Source organism: Citrobacter sp. CK189 (assembly GCF_030333505.1).
In the GTDB taxonomy this organism is placed as follows: Bacteria; Pseudomonadota; Gammaproteobacteria; order Enterobacterales; family Enterobacteriaceae; genus Citrobacter_B; species Citrobacter_B koseri.
Map to the genome: position 1 here is coordinate 1,180,729 of NZ_JAOWFV010000038.1, position 15,387 is coordinate 1,196,115.

14 protein-coding genes and 1 riboswitch are annotated in these 15,387 nt (G+C 49.3%); of the genes, 5 read left to right on the forward strand and 9 right to left on the reverse strand.

Features of this window, described 5'->3' with window-relative positions; all coding sequences use genetic code 11:
- Positions 1-10: 10 nt before the first annotated feature.
- Entirely contained in the window at positions 11-1,570 is a 1,560-nt protein-coding gene (locus OGV83_RS15450) for a MutS-related protein (RefSeq protein WP_230032114.1), read from the forward strand.
- On the forward strand, positions 1,567-3,102 hold the full coding sequence (locus tag OGV83_RS15455) for a MutS-related protein (protein WP_012132407.1): 1,536 nt from the start codon (positions 1,567-1,569) through the stop codon (positions 3,100-3,102). The genes OGV83_RS15450 and OGV83_RS15455 overlap by 4 nt, the downstream gene beginning before the upstream one ends.
- Here OGV83_RS15455 and eno read toward each other — a convergent pair.
- Both eno and OGV83_RS15465 read right to left on the reverse strand, forming a co-directional pair.
- Positions 3,099-4,385, reverse strand: a complete 1,287-nt coding sequence (eno, locus tag OGV83_RS15460) for a phosphopyruvate hydratase (RefSeq protein ID WP_214143182.1) — start codon at positions 4,383-4,385, stop codon at positions 3,099-3,101. The two genes, OGV83_RS15455 and eno, sit on opposite strands and share 4 nt — an antisense overlap.
- A 15-nt stretch (positions 4,386-4,400) precedes the next feature.
- Positions 4,401-4,829, reverse strand: coding sequence for a universal stress protein (locus tag OGV83_RS15465; RefSeq protein ID WP_012132409.1), 429 nt, complete (start codon positions 4,827-4,829; stop codon positions 4,401-4,403).
- Positions 4,830-5,065: 236 nt separating this feature from the next.
- Positions 5,066-5,140, reverse strand: a riboswitch (Fluoride riboswitch).
- A gap of 202 nt (positions 5,141-5,342) precedes the next feature.
- Here OGV83_RS15465 and OGV83_RS15470 point away from each other — a divergent pair.
- On the forward strand, positions 5,343-6,122 hold the full coding sequence (locus tag OGV83_RS15470) for an HAD-IIB family hydrolase (RefSeq protein ID WP_071258321.1): 780 nt from the start codon (positions 5,343-5,345) through the stop codon (positions 6,120-6,122).
- A 358-nt stretch (positions 6,123-6,480) separates the two neighbouring features.
- Here the strand turns inward: OGV83_RS15470 and OGV83_RS15475 are convergent, their stop codons facing one another.
- Positions 6,481-6,993 (reverse strand): GNAT family N-acetyltransferase, encoded by a 513-nt coding sequence (locus tag OGV83_RS15475; protein ID WP_275147429.1) that lies wholly within the window; start codon positions 6,991-6,993, stop codon positions 6,481-6,483.
- 243 nt (positions 6,994-7,236) lie between these two features.
- On the opposite strand from OGV83_RS15475, the gene OGV83_RS15480 reads away from it, so the two are divergent.
- Positions 7,237-7,950, forward strand: a complete 714-nt coding sequence (locus OGV83_RS15480) for a GNAT family N-acetyltransferase (protein ID WP_012132412.1) — start codon at positions 7,237-7,239, stop codon at positions 7,948-7,950.
- Between the two features lie 35 nt (positions 7,951-7,985).
- Here OGV83_RS15480 and OGV83_RS15485 read toward each other — a convergent pair whose 3' ends face one another.
- Positions 7,986-8,507, reverse strand: coding sequence for a GNAT family N-acetyltransferase (locus OGV83_RS15485; protein WP_058669102.1), 522 nt, complete (start codon positions 8,505-8,507; stop codon positions 7,986-7,988).
- 323 nt (positions 8,508-8,830) lie between these two features.
- Here OGV83_RS15485 and OGV83_RS15490 point away from each other — a divergent pair, with 323 nt between their 5' ends.
- Positions 8,831-9,157: a GFA family protein gene (locus tag OGV83_RS15490; RefSeq protein ID WP_024130336.1), complete on the forward strand. Its 327-nt coding sequence runs from the start codon at positions 8,831-8,833 to the stop codon at positions 9,155-9,157.
- Between the two features lie 160 nt (positions 9,158-9,317).
- On the opposite strand, the gene OGV83_RS15495 is transcribed toward OGV83_RS15490, so the two are convergent.
- From OGV83_RS15495 to sad, 5 genes are all read right to left on the reverse strand, one after another.
- Positions 9,318-10,769: a tagaturonate reductase gene (locus OGV83_RS15495; protein WP_286463960.1), complete on the reverse strand. Its 1,452-nt coding sequence runs from the start codon at positions 10,767-10,769 to the stop codon at positions 9,318-9,320.
- Positions 10,770-10,918: 149 nt separating this feature from the next.
- On the reverse strand, positions 10,919-11,278 hold the full coding sequence (locus OGV83_RS15500) for a DUF4186 domain-containing protein (RefSeq protein WP_049010515.1): 360 nt from the start codon (positions 11,276-11,278) through the stop codon (positions 10,919-10,921).
- Positions 11,278-12,204, reverse strand: coding sequence for a glutaminase B (glsB, locus tag OGV83_RS15505; protein ID WP_104868674.1), 927 nt, complete (start codon positions 12,202-12,204; stop codon positions 11,278-11,280). Before glsB ends, OGV83_RS15500 begins: the two co-directional genes overlap by 1 nt.
- 63 nt (positions 12,205-12,267) lie before the next feature.
- Positions 12,268-13,857, reverse strand: a complete 1,590-nt coding sequence (locus tag OGV83_RS15510; protein ID WP_286463963.1) for a methyl-accepting chemotaxis protein — start codon at positions 13,855-13,857, stop codon at positions 12,268-12,270.
- 102 nt (positions 13,858-13,959) lie between these two features.
- Complete coding sequence (sad, locus tag OGV83_RS15515; protein ID WP_286463965.1) at positions 13,960-15,348, reverse strand: succinate-semialdehyde dehydrogenase; 1,389 nt, start codon at positions 15,346-15,348, stop codon at positions 13,960-13,962.
- Between the last annotated feature and the right edge of the window lie 39 nt (positions 15,349-15,387).

Below are 15,387 nucleotides of genomic sequence, written 5' to 3' on the forward strand. Positions count from 1 at the left end.
AGGAGTCATTATGCGCCGTACCTCAACAACATCGCTGCAATTTATTACCGTTTTGTATGCCTCTGGTCGTCGTCATACCCCCCCTTCGGGCGATCGTGCTCCTGCATATTTTGTCGATCTGAATCTTGATAAAATCGTCGATCGCATTGTTCAGGGACGGGAAGAGTACGGCATCAGCGCTTTCTTTTATTCACCACTTGAATGTCTGGAGGATATCCTCTATCGACAGGAAATTATTCAGGATGTGACAATACACGCGCTCTATAAGGCGCTAATGGCATATTCCGCAGAGATGAAGAATATCAGGGAGATTTCAGAAGAAAAAACAAACCGGTTTTACTTCTATCAACAGCGGCGCTGGGAGCTTGAGTGCATTTTGTTGTATTGCCAGGCCGTTACGGCGCTGTATGAGCGTATAGCGCCGCTGTCTTTGTCTTCCGACGGTATGATTAATTTCAGGCATTATCTTCGTCAGTATATCGAGAGTGAAAATTTTACCGGGTTATATTCAACCGCCACTATGATAAGAAAAAGTCTGGAGGCGGTTCAGTACGGCCTGAAAATTAAAGGCGACGCCATTATTGTTGAACAGTATCACCAGGAGAAAAACTATAGCGATGAGATCCTCGATGTGTTCTCAAAGTTTAAGCAGCATGATGTGAATGTCGAGGTGGAGAGTAGACATCACAGCTTCGGGATGAACCATATTGAAGCACAAGTTCTGGATTGTGTTGCCAGACTATTTCCCGCCGAGTTTCATCAACTTGATGTGTTTATAGATGCCAACAGGCGCTACAGAGATAACACGCTGGATCTTTTTGAACGTGAAGTGCAGTTTTATCTGGCTGTTGTGGAATACATTGAAAAATTTCGGCAGAAAGGGCTGCCATTTTGTATCCCGGAGGTACTACGAGATAAAAAAGCTATTTCGGCTGTTGCGGCTTTCGATCTCGCGCTTGCAGAGGTCATCCTTGAGAAAAAGGAGAAGGTTGTCTGCAATGATTTCAGCTTCCAGGAGCATGAACGTATTTTCGTCATATCGGGCCCCAACCAGGGCGGGAAAACCACCTTTGCCCGCATGATAGGGCAACTGCATTTTCTTGCCTTGCTGGGCATTTATGTCCCTGCCAGGCAGGCAAAGCTCTTTCTGACAGACACTATTTTTACGCATTTTGAGAAAAGCGAAAATATTTATAACCTCCGGGGAAAACTGTATGACGACCTGGTGAGAATAAAAGCGATCCTTGATGCTGCCACATCACACAGTTTGATTATCATGAATGAGATTTTTACGTCAACCACATCGAGGGACGCTATTTATCTGGGAACACGGGTAATCAAGAAAATAGTCATGCTCGATGCGCTTTGTGTCTGCGTAACGTTTATCGACGAGCTTACGGCATTAGACCCGTCCATCGTCAGCTTAATGAGTACGGTTGAGCATAATAATGCGGCATTAAGAACCTATAAAATCACCAGGAAACCGGCCGATGGTATCGCATGGTCAACGACGCTGGTGATAAAGCATGGGCTGACATATGAGCAGATAAAAACGAGGTTAAACGGATGAACGCGTATCTGATGTATAAAGATAACGATTTTATCGTTGACGATAATATCCCAGAGAACATCAAATTTGCCATGAAAGATCTGGAGCTGGCGGTGTTGTTTCATGCGTTGTCTGATGGAGATGATTTTCTTTATTCTGTCGTCAGGAAGGCATGTTCTGTGCTGCTATCGGGCATTCCTGACATTGAGTACAGGCAGGCTATTCTGCGGGATTGCCTGTATAACGAGGACGTCATCAGAACATTCTATAACGTGGTGGTTGAATGTCTGCAAATGGAAAAGGAGAAACTCCACTACGGCGTTTTTGGTCATTATCCTTCCGCTGTGCTGCATCAGTCTCTTTCGTTTACCCAATTCCTGATGACCTATTTACAGAAAATAAAAATTATCGCACAAGAAAACATCCATCACGTTGAATCTCCGGGGATGGTTCGTCTTTTCTCGATGCTTGTTCAGGAGTTAAACGATGATTATATGAGTACTATTGAAAGACATCTGAAGCAGATGACTTTCAAAAAAGGCGTATTAATCAGCGCACGATTAGGGCAGGGTAATCAGGGCAAAGACTATGTACTCAGGCGGCCCAATCCCCCGCAAAAAGGATGGTTCCGGCGTCTTTGGACAAAAAGACCAGCGCATTACACCGTACAGCTAGCCGCGCGTGATGAAAATGGCTTCAGGGCATTAAGCGACTTAAAGGACGAAGGGCTCGTATTGATCGCCAACGCAATGGCGCAATCCACCGCGCATTTGCTTAATTTTCTAAAGTCACTGCGCACTGAATTAGGATTTTATATTTCATGCCTTAATCTTGCGCAGGCCTTAAACAAACGCAATATTCCACTGTGCTTTCCTGTCCCGATATATCAAAGAGAACGCCATCATGTGTTTGAGGCACTCTTTGATCCCTGCCTTGCACTGACATCGGATCGGGAAATCGTTAGCAACACATTAAGAACGGATAATAAAAATACTTTTATTATCACTGGCGCAAACCAGGGAGGGAAATCCACGTTTTTACGCAGTATCGGGCTGGCGCAGATAATGATGCAGACGGGGATGTTCGTTTCTGCTGAATGTTATAGCGCAGATCTTTGTCGGCAGATATTCACGCATTACAAATGTGAAGAAGACAGCCATATGGTCAGCGGAAAGCTGGATGAAGAGCTCCGACGAATGAGTGATATTGTTGATGCTCTACAACGTGATGACCTGGTGCTGTTTAACGAATCGTTCTCTGCAACAAACAGTCGGGAAGGGGCCGAAATCATCAGAGGCGTGGTAACCGCACTGGCAGAAAGTAACGTGAAACTCTTTTTTGTTACGCATACTGCGGAATTTGCATGTTCGTTTTATCAGGAGGATCGCCAGGACACGGTATACCTGTGCGCCGAACGACGCGACGATGGAGAAAGGACATACAAAATAGCAGAAGGCGTGCCTCTGGATATCAGTTATGGCGAAGATCTGTACCGGGATGTTTTTGATGCCTCTCCCGTATACCGGAATACGGGAGAGGATTCAGAGCGTTAACCTTTTCTGAAGGCAGATTTACCGGCGAAAACGGCGGCATCGCCAAGTTCATCTTCAATACGCATTAGCTGATTGTATTTCTCGATGCGTTCTCCACGGCTTGGCGCTCCCGTTTTGAGGTGTCCGGCGCGTAAGCCTACCGTCATATCAGCAATGAAACTGTCTATTGTTTCTCCGCTACGGTGTGAGATAAAGCTGCCCCAGTGATGATCATGACACAATTGAACTGCTTCGATTGTCTCGCTTAACGTACCAATCTGGTTCAATTTGATCAGCGCGGCATTCGCCAGATTTTCATCAATTCCTCGCTGGATATATTTTACGTTAGTCACAAAAAGATCGTCACCCACCAGTTCAATCTTATTGCCAAGCGTATCGCTCAGAATTCGCCAGCCAGCCCAGTCATCTTCAGCCAGGCCATCTTCAATCAGAACAATGGGGAATTCGTTGACCAGCCGCTCATAATAGTGCGTCATCTCTTCCGCACCGAATTGCGCATTTTCGCTGCGCAGGGTGTATTTTCCGTCTGAATAAAATTCGCTGGATGCAGGGTCCATGCAAATAACAATATCCTCGCCGGGTTTATAACCGGCTTTTTCGATCGCTTCGACAATCAATTCCAGCGGTTGCCGGTTTGACGAGACGGCTGGCGCGAATCCACCTTCATCGCCCACGCCAGTAGACAAGCCTTTCTCCAGTAAGACCTGACGTAAATTCTGATACACCTCGCTACCCCAGCGAATGGCTTCCCGAACAGAGCTTGCGCCCCAGGGGGCAATCATGAACTCCTGAAAATCGGCGCCTTGCCAGCGAGCGTGAACGCCGCCATTGATGATATTCATACAAGGAACCGGGAGGAGGTTAGCGCCAACGCCGCCGAGGTAACGATACAGCGAAATGTTTGATAGCTGCGCGGCCAGACGCGCCACGGCAAGCGATACCCCGAGAATAGCATTAGCCCCGAGACGACTTTTATTTTCCGTACCATCAAGAGTTATCAGGCAGTTATCGATATCTTTCTGACGGCGGACATCATATCCCCGTAGCGCATTATCGATCTCAGTATTGATACTCTGAACCGCGCCCAATACACCTTTGCCGCCAAAACGCGACTTATCTCCATCACGGCGCTCAATGGCTTCGCGCGAACCGGTACTGGCACCGGAAGGGACTGACGCGCGCGCAACACCGCCGCCGATGGCGGAGACTTCGACCTCAACGGTCGGATTACCTCGGGAGTCCAGAATTTCTCTTGCGATCACACGTTCAATTTCATAGCTCATAGAAATGACCTTATTTTATGGAGTGGATATATGTTTAATCAGCACATCAACCGAGAGATGATTGATGAACTCAAAAGAGAACGAGGAAAAAACCCCAAACAGGCGATTCTTATGACCCAGCATGACCAGGTCGATATCCTCATGTTGGATAACCGCTTCAACATCTTTGAAACGTTGAATGCTGATAATTGATTTCACTTGCACATGAATACTGCTGGATTCCGCCAGGCGACTGAGCATCGCTTTGGCCTCGATCACTTCATGTGATTGCCGATCCCGGGTTAAAGCATCACTCGTGTAATCCAGCTCCCGGTAATCAGAACTGATATGCCCGAGGGTGATCTGAGTCCCCATTTCTTTTGCCAGACGTTCAGCATGGTGCAGCAACAGCACACCATCGATTTCATTCTGGACCAGTAATAATGCGTGTTTGTACATATGCATACGCCACCTCTCAAGTAATGAGAAACGTTCAGCATCGCAAATGAACAATGTGTTGCAGACGGGCCGATGGACATAACAAGAGCCGGTGAGCGCTACGTTGTTGCTGATGTTGTGATAGTCAAAGGCATGGATAACATCTTTCTTTTCAAAAAGATGAGATTCAGGAAGTAATGAAGTGGTTGTTTTACTATTCATAGCGATACCCGACATACATGCCTAAGAAAAACAGCAACAGTTGTATATCAGGCGTCATCATCCGATTCGAGCGAACCGGCGGTTGGGAAAGGTGGAACACCATCACCTTGTGAACTAAGCGTATAGCAGGTTCAGGCGGAAATCAATGAGAAGTAAGTCTGTTACGCATGGATCGCGAAGAAGGAGAGGGTAGTCAACGAAATCTGCGGCGGAAATAACGCAATAAAAATTATAACTTAGTACGATTTTGACTTTAACAATTCCATAAGTCGTTTAATTATAGACAGTTATTGTATCTACAAGTCTTCGAGTGTGCTTATGAAAGAGATCTGTTCCGCAGATTCGTCAACATTTAAACATGTGCGTTTTGTTCTCACAGACATGGATGAAACGCTGACTTACAAGGGGCGCCTTGCGGCTGAAACCTATATGGCGCTGGAACGGTTGCAGAATGCAGGAGTAAAAGTGATACCGGTCACAGCCGCGCCCGCAGGCTGGTGCGACCAGATGGCACGGATGTGGCCAGTTGATGGCGTCATTGGTGAAAATGGCGGTGTGTTTTTCAGAAGGCGAAATGACGGTCATGGCATTGAGCGTTTCTTCTGGCACGGCACAGAAAAATATCCTGACGTCGCTGAGCGCCTGACGCAAATTGGGGAACAGATAAAAAGGGAAATTCCTGCCGCTCATTTTGCCGACGATCAACCTTTCAGGATGACGTCCATTGCCTTTGCTAAACCGCCAGAAGCCCATCAGTGTTCATTAATACTTAACGCATTGACGCAAGCAGGTGCTACAACCACCGTAAACAATCTCTGGATTCTTGGCTGGTCTGGAGAATATGACAAGTTATCTATGGCCCGACGAGTGCTCAGGGATTTTTACGATCTCGACATTGATGCCGAACGTTCTGCCGTATTGTATAGCGGCGACTCGACGAATGATGCGCCGATGTTTTCATTCTTTGAACATACGGTTGGAGTGAGCACGGTATCAGATTACCTTGATCAAATCCCGAAACCTCCGCAGTGGATTACCCGTGGCCCGGGAGGTGCTGGTTTTGTGGAAATTGCAGATGCGGTAATTGCCGCCAGATAGTGAAAAACGCAGGTCCCGTCGGCTTATCCGGTCACAGTGGCCGGGTTTTTAATGCGTGCGCTACGTGAAATCTGACGCAGGATAACCGCCAACAGTTTGCAGAATTCACACAGGGCACGATGGAAGGCGTGCAGAAAAGGCGAGGGATGCATTATGAGTCAAGGGAGTAAGCCTGTATTGGGCGTCATAAATTCAATTTAACATAATATACATTATGCGTACTAAAGAGGATAAAGGGAGAATCTGTGGTTTTGTAGTCATCCTTGTGCTGGCCGCTATAGTCTCTGAAGCACTTTCTCCAGCACGACTCCGTTGATTCTGGGGCTCTGTTTCACAGCTCCAGCACTTCCCGCGATGTCTAAATACATTTTCCGAATACATGTAACACGTTTTTTTGCTTAGGCGTTGTGAATTCCTCATCCGCAAGATGCTGCATCCCCAGGGATTCATAAAACCGACGCCCGCTGTCGTTACCCTTAAGAACCTGCAACCAGAAAAAATGCTGCTCCTTATGCCTTGCTATCTCGATGGCTTTTTCGAAAAGAATTCGGCCATATCCTTTACCGGTTTCTCCGGGTGCAAAATACAGTTTGTTTAAGAGCGCTCCTGAGTGATTACCACCGCTAACTGGACGGTCCCAGCTTATCTTTGCAAAACCTACTGGCTTATCGCTTTCCGCAATGAGCCAGGTGACTGACGGATCATTTAAACTATTTTCAAGTTGGTCCGGCGCGTACTCACTGTCAATAAATTGTCGAAGCTCTACAGGACAATCCCATAACTCTTTGAAATGATGGTAATAACTTGACTTCCCCAGCGTTTGCAATATCGGGGTATCGGCAGGTACAGCATAACGTATGGTCAAGTTCATTCACTCTCCTGAAACGGCTTAAATTTAAGTTAACGCACAACATAATGCTGAATATGATATTTATCACAAAGCGCTCAGAAGTGCTGTAGCAAGATTAAAATATGCTATGGTTAATATATAATGTTTTCATCGGGTACATCCATCAGTTATTGTTAACATACTAAGGAACCTGTCGCTTACTCACATAAACATACCGATATTACTCGTTTAAATCCTTGTCGTTATTATTTTAAGGAGAAGAGTATGAAAGAGCTTAATATCTTCGGTCAATATGTAGGCAGACATCTTGAGGGTAACCTTGATTTTATTTTACCTGACACGCGCCAGTTGTCAGGCCGTTACTGTCACTTACAGCCCCTTGCGACTTACCACTGTGATGATCTTTATCAGGGCTGGCATAGTATAGAGGACCCACGGGACTGGACTTATCTTCCTGATGAACGCCCCGAGACAAGGCAAGCAACCTTTGACTATATCAAACGCATCATCAGTCAGGGCGGAATTTCATATTATGCCATAATAGAAAATAAATCCGCGAAAGCCCGAGGCACCCTCGCCCTTTTTAATATAGACAAGAATAATGGCGTTGCGGAAATCGGATATGTACATCTCACGCCAGCGATAAAACGCACCTTTTTAAGCACGGAAGCAATTTATCTTTTACTGATGTATGTTTTTGATGTGCTTAAATATCGTCGTTGTGAGTGGCAAACAGACACGCTTAATCATGCTGGAATGAATGCTGCTGAAAGAATTGGGTTTCGGAAAGAAGGCATCTTACGTGATAAGCAAATCATAAAATCAAGAAGCGTGGATATCGCAACATATTCAATTATTAGCGCCGAGTGGCCGAAGATATCCAGTGCGATATCTGTCTGGCTAAGAACGGAAAATCTCGACGAACGTGGACATCAGATTCACCCTTTACGGCACTACCTGGCGGAGCCTGAAGTGTAATCTGGAATACGGGGCCGTTACGACGGCCCATGCTTTTATTTATCCCATAAGCATTCAAGTTTTAAACACTCAGCGCCTTTGTATAAGCATTCATCATAAATACGGTAGCCCACATGCTCAGCAACACGAATGGACGGAATGTTATTCTTTGCGATAAGACAAATTGTCTTCGAAGGTGAAAACGAATGGACAAACCACTGATGCGCAGCGACAGCGGCTTCCTTTGCTACGCCAGCCCCCTGAGCTGAACGTGAAATAACCCATGATGCCTCGACACAGTTCTCAAAGTTTTCATCAATGCCACGATGAAAATTAGCCAGCCCTGTTTCGCCTAAAAACGTGCCGTCAGACTTTTGAAAAATAGAAAATATACCGTAACCAAAAACAGACCAATGCCCGATGTTTCTCAACAGGCGGTTCCATGCCTCTTCTGGCGTAAAGCCTGGGGCATTAACCAGATGAAATATTTTAGGGTCTGAATACATCGGATACCATACATCATAATCTGTGATGGCTTGAGGGCGCAGAATGAATCTTTCCGTGACGATAGCAGACATTATTTTCCACTCATTATGCTTACGTTGCTTCTATTGTAACTGAGTTATCCACTCATTCCGTCCAAAACTTTCTGTGGATAACGCGTTGGCGTTAATCCCGTGTGTTGACGGAAAAACGCAATAAATGCGCTGTCGCTGGCAAATTCCAATAGACAGATAGACACGGTTTTCCAGCCATTGAGATATCTGTTTAGCCTCCGTTGTAACACAGATCCCGCTTTGTCATTATGATCCTGCGTCTGTTCTCCTTTCTGCCATTCATCACTGGTTGAGTATGGGATCATCTGATAGTGTCGGGAAATGAATGTTTAACGGAAATGACGATGAGCAAAGTCTATACTGGCGGCTGTCTGTGCGGTTTTATCCGTTTTTCGGCGGTAGCGCCGAAAAATCCACATACCTGTTCCTGCTCGATTTGCCAAAAACATACAGGTGCATATTCGGTCAGTTGGGTCGAGTTCGACGCTCAGGATGTGACGTGGACAGGACAAGGAGACAAGCCTGCGGTCTGGCGCTCTTCGGATATCTCCAGTCGGGCATTTTGTTCTCACTGCGGAAGTTCAGTAGGCGCAATTGATGATGCGCCTACCGTTGCGTTGTTAACTGGCGTATTTGACGAGCCTCAGGATGAAGATCTTCATGCGCATTGAGCGCATCGCCCTCACCCTGTCTGCCTGTTTCGCCAGCCCTCCCTTTTCTGCCTGACGGGTAAACGCACGGAAGTTTCAGACAGCGATTAATTTCCCCCTCAAAAGTATGTTGTAACTAAATAACATGAAAACAAAACCCGGCCGCAGCCGGGTCAGATGATTAGCACAGCGGTTTTACCGCTTCACGCATCCCTTTCGTCAGGATTGCATCCAGGTCGGTCGTGACCTGTTCGACCAGACCTGCAACGTGCGTCAGATCCTGCTCCCAATGCGTGTCCACGGCCAGCACGGTATGAACCAAATCCTGTGTGCTGATAAGACCGTCGCTATGTTGATGCCACCACTGTTGATAGCGCTCAATCCAGTGCGCATCATCCTGGAGCGGATACGTCTCGCCGCGACGTTCACCACGATAAAATGCGATCAGCGCCGCAAGCGCAAACGTCAGGCGCGCCGGTAAAACGCCGCTGACCTGCTGCCCTGCCAGTAGCTGCGGTAAAATACGGGTGCGAAATTTAGTCATGCCATTTAACGCAATCGACAACAACTGGTGTTTAATATACGGATTCTGGAAACGCCCCGTCACCGCACTGGCGAACGACATTAGCTCGTCGCGAGGTAAATCCAGCACCGGAATAATCTCTTCATAGATGGCTTTTTCAACAAAAGCGCAAATGTCGCGGTCATTCATGGCTTCACCAACGGTATCCAGCCCGGCCTGGAACGCAACGGGCACCAGCGCCGTATGCGCACCATTCAGGATCGCGACCTTACGCTCTTTGTACGGCTTGATGTCATCAACAATCAGCACGTTGAGCGGATACTTATCAAGACGCAGCTCAGACGCTACCTTTTTTGGCCCCTGAATCACAAACAGATAAAAATGCTCCGCAGTATCGAGAAAAGCATCGTGATAGCCAAGTTCCGCTTCAAGTTGCGTCACTTCATCACGCGGATATCCGGTCACAATCCGGTCAACCAGCGTGGAGCAAAAGGTGTTCGCCTGATCCAGCCACTGCACAAACGCAGCGGACAAGTTCCACTCCTGAGCGTAACGCAGTACCAGCTCGCGCAACGCCTCGCCATTGTAATCAATCAGTTCACAAGGAATGATAATCCAGCCTTTATCAAGCGCGCCGTCAAAACAGGTATAACGTTCAAACAGCAGCCGCGTCAGCTTCGCGGGGTAGCTGACCGCGGGCGCGTCATCAAATGCGTCACCGGCATGGTAGCTAATACCGGCTTCTGTGGTATTAGAGAAAACAAAACGCATGTCCGGGTTATGCGCCAGTTTCAGGAATTCATCGTAATCATCATAGACACTGATTTCACGGTTAACAGAACGGATCAAACGCGCGTCGCTAACCGCCTCGCCCTTTTCATTCAAACCACGAATAATCGTGGTATAGAGCCCGTCCTGGGTACTCAATGACGGCGGAAACGTGCTTTCGATAGGGCGAACAATGACCACTCCGGCGTTCAAATCGGTATGTTCATTCAGCAGATCAACTTGCCAGTCAACAAAGGCGCGCAGGAAGTTTCCCTCACCAAACTGAATGATGCGCTCAGGATAGCTGGCACCGGGAAAATCGCGACGGTTTAGAGTTTTCACAATGGGTTCCCTTCTTAATTAGTCATACAACCTGTTTGAATTGGTAGAACAGGTTAGCAAACTTTATGATATTGAAACCCTGTTTTGATCAAGTAGTCACGATTAATCAAAACTGTTTTATGCTTTAACATCTCTCACGACGCGGAGATTTACGGCTGATTCATCTGGATAACCAGCCAGTGGTGAATGACGGCAACAACATACTGCTGCTGTTCTTCACTCAGCGATTCTCCCTGGGGAATGTTGTGCCATTTCGCCAGACAACCACGGCAGCAGGTCGCCGTCGCGTGTTGGGCAATAAATACGGGGTGGCCGCGCATCGGCGTTTGTTTACCATCGTTGCGCGGAAAAGCCGGGGCCAGCCGCTTAGCAATAAACTCGGCGGCATGTTGATCAATAACCTGCGCGCCTTTATCCCAGCAATACTGCCTTTCTTTTGCGCCAAGACGAAACCGCGCGCGAAATGGCGAGCGTGACAGGCGAGAAAAAAGTGGATCAAGCGCGTTCATCAGTAAACCGAACGCCCTAATTGTTGGGTGAGTTGTTCGAGTACCGCAATACCCGCCAGGGAGTTGCCCGCCGGGTCCAGTTCAGGGCTCCATACCGCAATCGCCATTTCATGCGGGACAATCGCCACAATCCCGCCGCCGACGCCTGACTTGGCAGGTAATCCTACTCGCCAGGCAAATTCGCCTGCGTTCTGGTACATTCCACTGGTCGCCATCAGCGCGTTGATTTGTCGGGCCTGCATCGGCGTGACAACCGGTTCATCAAGGTGAAACGCCTGCCCCTGTCTGGCCAGAAAAACAAATGTACGCGCCAGTTCCGCACAGCTCATTTTCAACGCGCAGTAGTGAAAGTAATTTTGCAAAACGGTAGTGACATCATGCTGGAAATTACCAAATGACTTCATCAGCCAGGCAATAGCGGCATTGCGTGCGGAGTGCTCAAATTCAGAACGGGCAACCGTGACGTCATACGCAATATCCGACACGCCGCTAAGCGCCCGAACCACTTCCAGCATACGCTGGCGCGGCGCGCTCAGTCTCCCTTGCAGCATATCGCAAACCACCAGCGCGCCGGCATTAATGAACGGGTTACGCGGTATCCCTTGCTCCAGTTCCAGTTGCACCAGTGAATTGAATGGCGACCCGGAGGGATCTTTTCCGACACGTTGCCAGATTTCCTCTTCCGGGTAGTGACGCATCGCCACCACCAGACTCAGCACCTTTGATATGGATTGTATTGAGAAGCGTTCCTGCGCATCACCAGCCTGATAGTATTGCCCGTCAACGGTGCAAATGGCGATCCCCAGTTTTGACCCATCGACAGAAGCCAGCGCAGGGATATAATCAGCCACTTTCCCCTGTCCAATCAACGGGCGCACCTGCTGAAGGATGGTCTCTAAAATTGAATTGTCCATGGCCCTGGCCACAATGTGCTCCTTGCTCGCAGGTCTGAAAAGGCCTGCGAGTATAACAGAGCTGAATGTGCGGCGTCAGGCAGAAAGACGAAATCGCGCCACCGCGTTCAGAAGCTGATGAGATTCATGATGCAGTTGCAGCGATGATGCCGATGCGGTATTCACCAGGCTGCTGGTCTCTTGCGCCGCACGGTTAAGCGCCTGTAGCTGCCCCGTCATCTGGTGGATGCTGTCCCCCTGGCTTAACGTGGCGCCAGAGATGTCATTCAACAGTATGCCCAGATTGTCTACTAACGAAATCACCTGCTGTAAATTTTCTTCCAGTCGGTTAACCGCATGTGAACCCTCCTCGATTCCCTGCAAGGAGTGGTGGATAAGTTCCTGTATGTTCTGCGTGGACTGACTGCTTTTACGGGCCAGCAGCCCCACTTCTTTTGCCACCACGGCAAATCCGCGACCTTGTTCTCCGGCATGGGCCGCTTCGATAGCCGCATTCAGCGCCAGGATATTGGTCTGGAACGCGACGCTGTCAATCAGAGAGATGATCCCGCGCATTTCTGACGATCGCTCAACAATCGCCTGCATCGAACGGTTAACGGTTTCCATCATACGATCGCCGCCAGCCGCTACCTGACGCGCCTCGGCTGCACGTTGATTAGCCAGTCTGGCAAAGCCGCTATTGTCCTCGACATGCGTTTCCAGAAACGAGATATGCGAGGTGACACTACTTAACTCTTCGCTCTGTTTCGCCGATTGCTGATAAAGCTGTTTGTTGCTCTGCGCAAGCTGATCGATGTTGCCGACCATTGCGGTGGTGGCATCGCTCACCTGCTGCACCAGCTGCCTCAGCCCCTGTTGCATCGCATCAATGCGTGAACTGAGTTGCGCGACCTCGCGGTTAAACCCGCTCACCTTCGGCATCGGTTCGGACAGATCGCCTGCGGCCAGAATATTAATATGGGCGATCAGGCGGCGCAGCGGAGAAATAACCCAACGAGACATGCCGCTCCAGACCAGCAGGGCAATCACCACCAGCACAAACGGGATGAACAAAAAGAGGTGCTGCAACCCTTCCAGGCTGGCAATCAGCTGCTGCCTGCCACCCTCTGTCTGACGCCCGCTCTCTTGCTGAAAGCGGGCATAGTTTTCATTGAAATCTGTCTGAAACGCCTGAACAGGAACTGCAAAGAACGCGTCGATGGCGTTAGTCTGGCTCAGACCATCCGCCTGTTCCTGAATACCGCTATAAAAACGCTGATAACTCTCAATCAGGCCGTCGTCTTTATGAGGGGCCATTGCAAGCCAGGCATCCCAGGCCATTTTTGACTCTACCAGCGCCTGCTGAGCTTCATCCATCAACGGGCGCCAGCTGCCTTCTGATCCCGTTGCGGCATCCTGCATAAAGTAAACGCCCGCCCGGTTCAGCAGATCGCTTGCGGACAACAGCGCTACCCTCGCCTCATCCACCTTCGTTTGTTGCAGCAGTGCCTGCTGGTTACGTTGTTCGTTACGCTGAGCGTCTCGCACGGAAAACGACAGCATCAGGGATGACGCAACCTGCAAAATAGAAAACAGCGCGATAATGCAAAATATTCCCGTTAACAGACCAAACTGGCGGGGAGTGAAACGACGAATTAAGCCTCGAAAAATTTGCGTTAAGTTCATGATATTCTTCTGTATCAATGCGTTATGCGCGAGTGTACGGAGAGAAAATGACAGAACTATTGCAGTAATGTGACATGGCGCCTCAAGAAGACGCCAGAACGATCACAGACGGTTTTTCCAGACAGTTTGTACGTTGCAAAACTCATGCAGGCCAAAATGGGAGAGCTCGCGACCAAAGCCGCTTTTCTTCACGCCGCCAAATGCCACACGCGGATCGCTGGCGCTGTATCCATTGATAAACACCCCGCCGCATTCCAGGCGCGATGCCATCTCCTGAGCCAGTGCATCACGCGCAGTGAACAGCGTCGCCGACAACCCAAAGTCGCTGTCATTAGCCAGATGCAAGGCATGTTCGGCGTTCTTCGCCACGGTAATCGCCGCCACGGGCCCAAACAACTCCTGACGAAACGCCGTCATCTCAGGCGTCACATCGCCCAGCACCGTCACGGCATAATAGTTGCCTTCCCCGGCGAGCTTTTCACCGCCCAGTAATAAACGCGCGCCTTCTGCTATTGATGCCTCCACTTGCTGATGCAGCTCATCCCGTAGATCAAAACGCGCCATAGGGCCGAGATCGTTCTCTTCCGCCAGCGGATCGCCCATTTTCAGTGCGCTGGCGGCGGCAACAAACCGTTCAGTAAATTCCCCGGCAATCCCCTCTTCAACAATAAAGCGCTTCGCCGCCGCGCATACCTGCCCGGTATTTTGATAGCGACCGGCGACAGCGGCTTTAACAGCCAGATCCAGATCGGCATCGTTAAGAACGATAAACGGATCGGAGCCGCCCAGTTCAAGCACGCATTTTTTCAGCGCTGCCCCGGCCTGCGCGCCAATCGCGGCCCCGGCACGCACGCTGCCCGTTACCGTCACGGCGGCAATACGGGGATCGTTAATCATCTGGCTAACGCCATCGTTACTGGCATTTACCCAGCCATAAACGCCCGCCGGAATATCGGCATCGGCGAAGATCTGCGCAATACGTTCAGCGCAACCGATCACATTCGGCGCATGTTTTAGTAAATAGCCGTTACCCGCCAGCAGGATGGGAATCGCCCCGCGTAATACCTGCCAGAGCGGAAAGTTCCACGGCATGACCGCCAGTATTGTCCCCAGCGGACGATATGCAATCACCGCCTGCTGATTTTCCACCAGCGTCGGTTCCGGGTTAAGCATCGCGGGGCCATGTTCTGCATACCAGTCACAGAGCGCCGCAGATTTCGCCACCTCGGCGCGCGCCTGCCGGATCGGTTTTCCCATCTCACGGGAAATACTGTGCGCCATCTCTTCTGTACGGTTACGCAGCGCTTGCCCGATATCGCGAAGTTTCTGCGCCCGGTACGCCACCGTCGTGCGTTTCCATTCCTCAAATCCACGGGCAGCCAGAGTGAGCGCATTTTCAATATCATCAGCGCTGGCCCACGGCATCATCGCCAGCGTTTCACCGGTTGTCGGGTCCACGGAAATCGCATGTGTAGCAGGTGTCATCGTCATCGGTTTGTCTCTCTACGTTGCGGGATATGCCTGCATAAT

Bases quoted from the DNA above. Each gene is read 5' to 3' on its own strand.
- OGV83_RS15450 (WP_230032114.1), top strand. From the start codon at position 11: ATGCGCCGTACCTCAACAACATCGCTGCAATTTATTACCGTTTTGTAT.
- OGV83_RS15455 (WP_012132407.1), top strand. From the start codon at position 1,567: ATGAACGCGTATCTGATGTATAAAGATAACGATTTTATCGTTGACGAT.
- eno (WP_214143182.1), bottom strand. From the start codon at position 4,385: ATGAGCTATGAAATTGAACGTGTGATCGCAAGAGAAATTCTGGACTCC.
- OGV83_RS15465 (WP_012132409.1), bottom strand. From the start codon at position 4,829: ATGCATATGTACAAACACGCATTATTACTGGTCCAGAATGAAATCGAT.
- OGV83_RS15470 (WP_071258321.1), top strand. From the start codon at position 5,343: ATGAAAGAGATCTGTTCCGCAGATTCGTCAACATTTAAACATGTGCGT.
- OGV83_RS15475 (WP_275147429.1), bottom strand. From the start codon at position 6,993: ATGAACTTGACCATACGTTATGCTGTACCTGCCGATACCCCGATATTG.
- OGV83_RS15480 (WP_012132412.1), top strand. From the start codon at position 7,237: ATGAAAGAGCTTAATATCTTCGGTCAATATGTAGGCAGACATCTTGAG.
- OGV83_RS15485 (WP_058669102.1), bottom strand. From the start codon at position 8,507: ATGTCTGCTATCGTCACGGAAAGATTCATTCTGCGCCCTCAAGCCATC.
- OGV83_RS15490 (WP_024130336.1), top strand. From the start codon at position 8,831: ATGAGCAAAGTCTATACTGGCGGCTGTCTGTGCGGTTTTATCCGTTTT.
- OGV83_RS15500 (WP_049010515.1), bottom strand. From the start codon at position 11,278: ATGAACGCGCTTGATCCACTTTTTTCTCGCCTGTCACGCTCGCCATTT.
- OGV83_RS15510 (WP_286463963.1), bottom strand. From the start codon at position 13,857: ATGAACTTAACGCAAATTTTTCGAGGCTTAATTCGTCGTTTCACTCCC.
- sad (WP_286463965.1), bottom strand. From the start codon at position 15,348: ATGACGATGACACCTGCTACACATGCGATTTCCGTGGACCCGACAACC.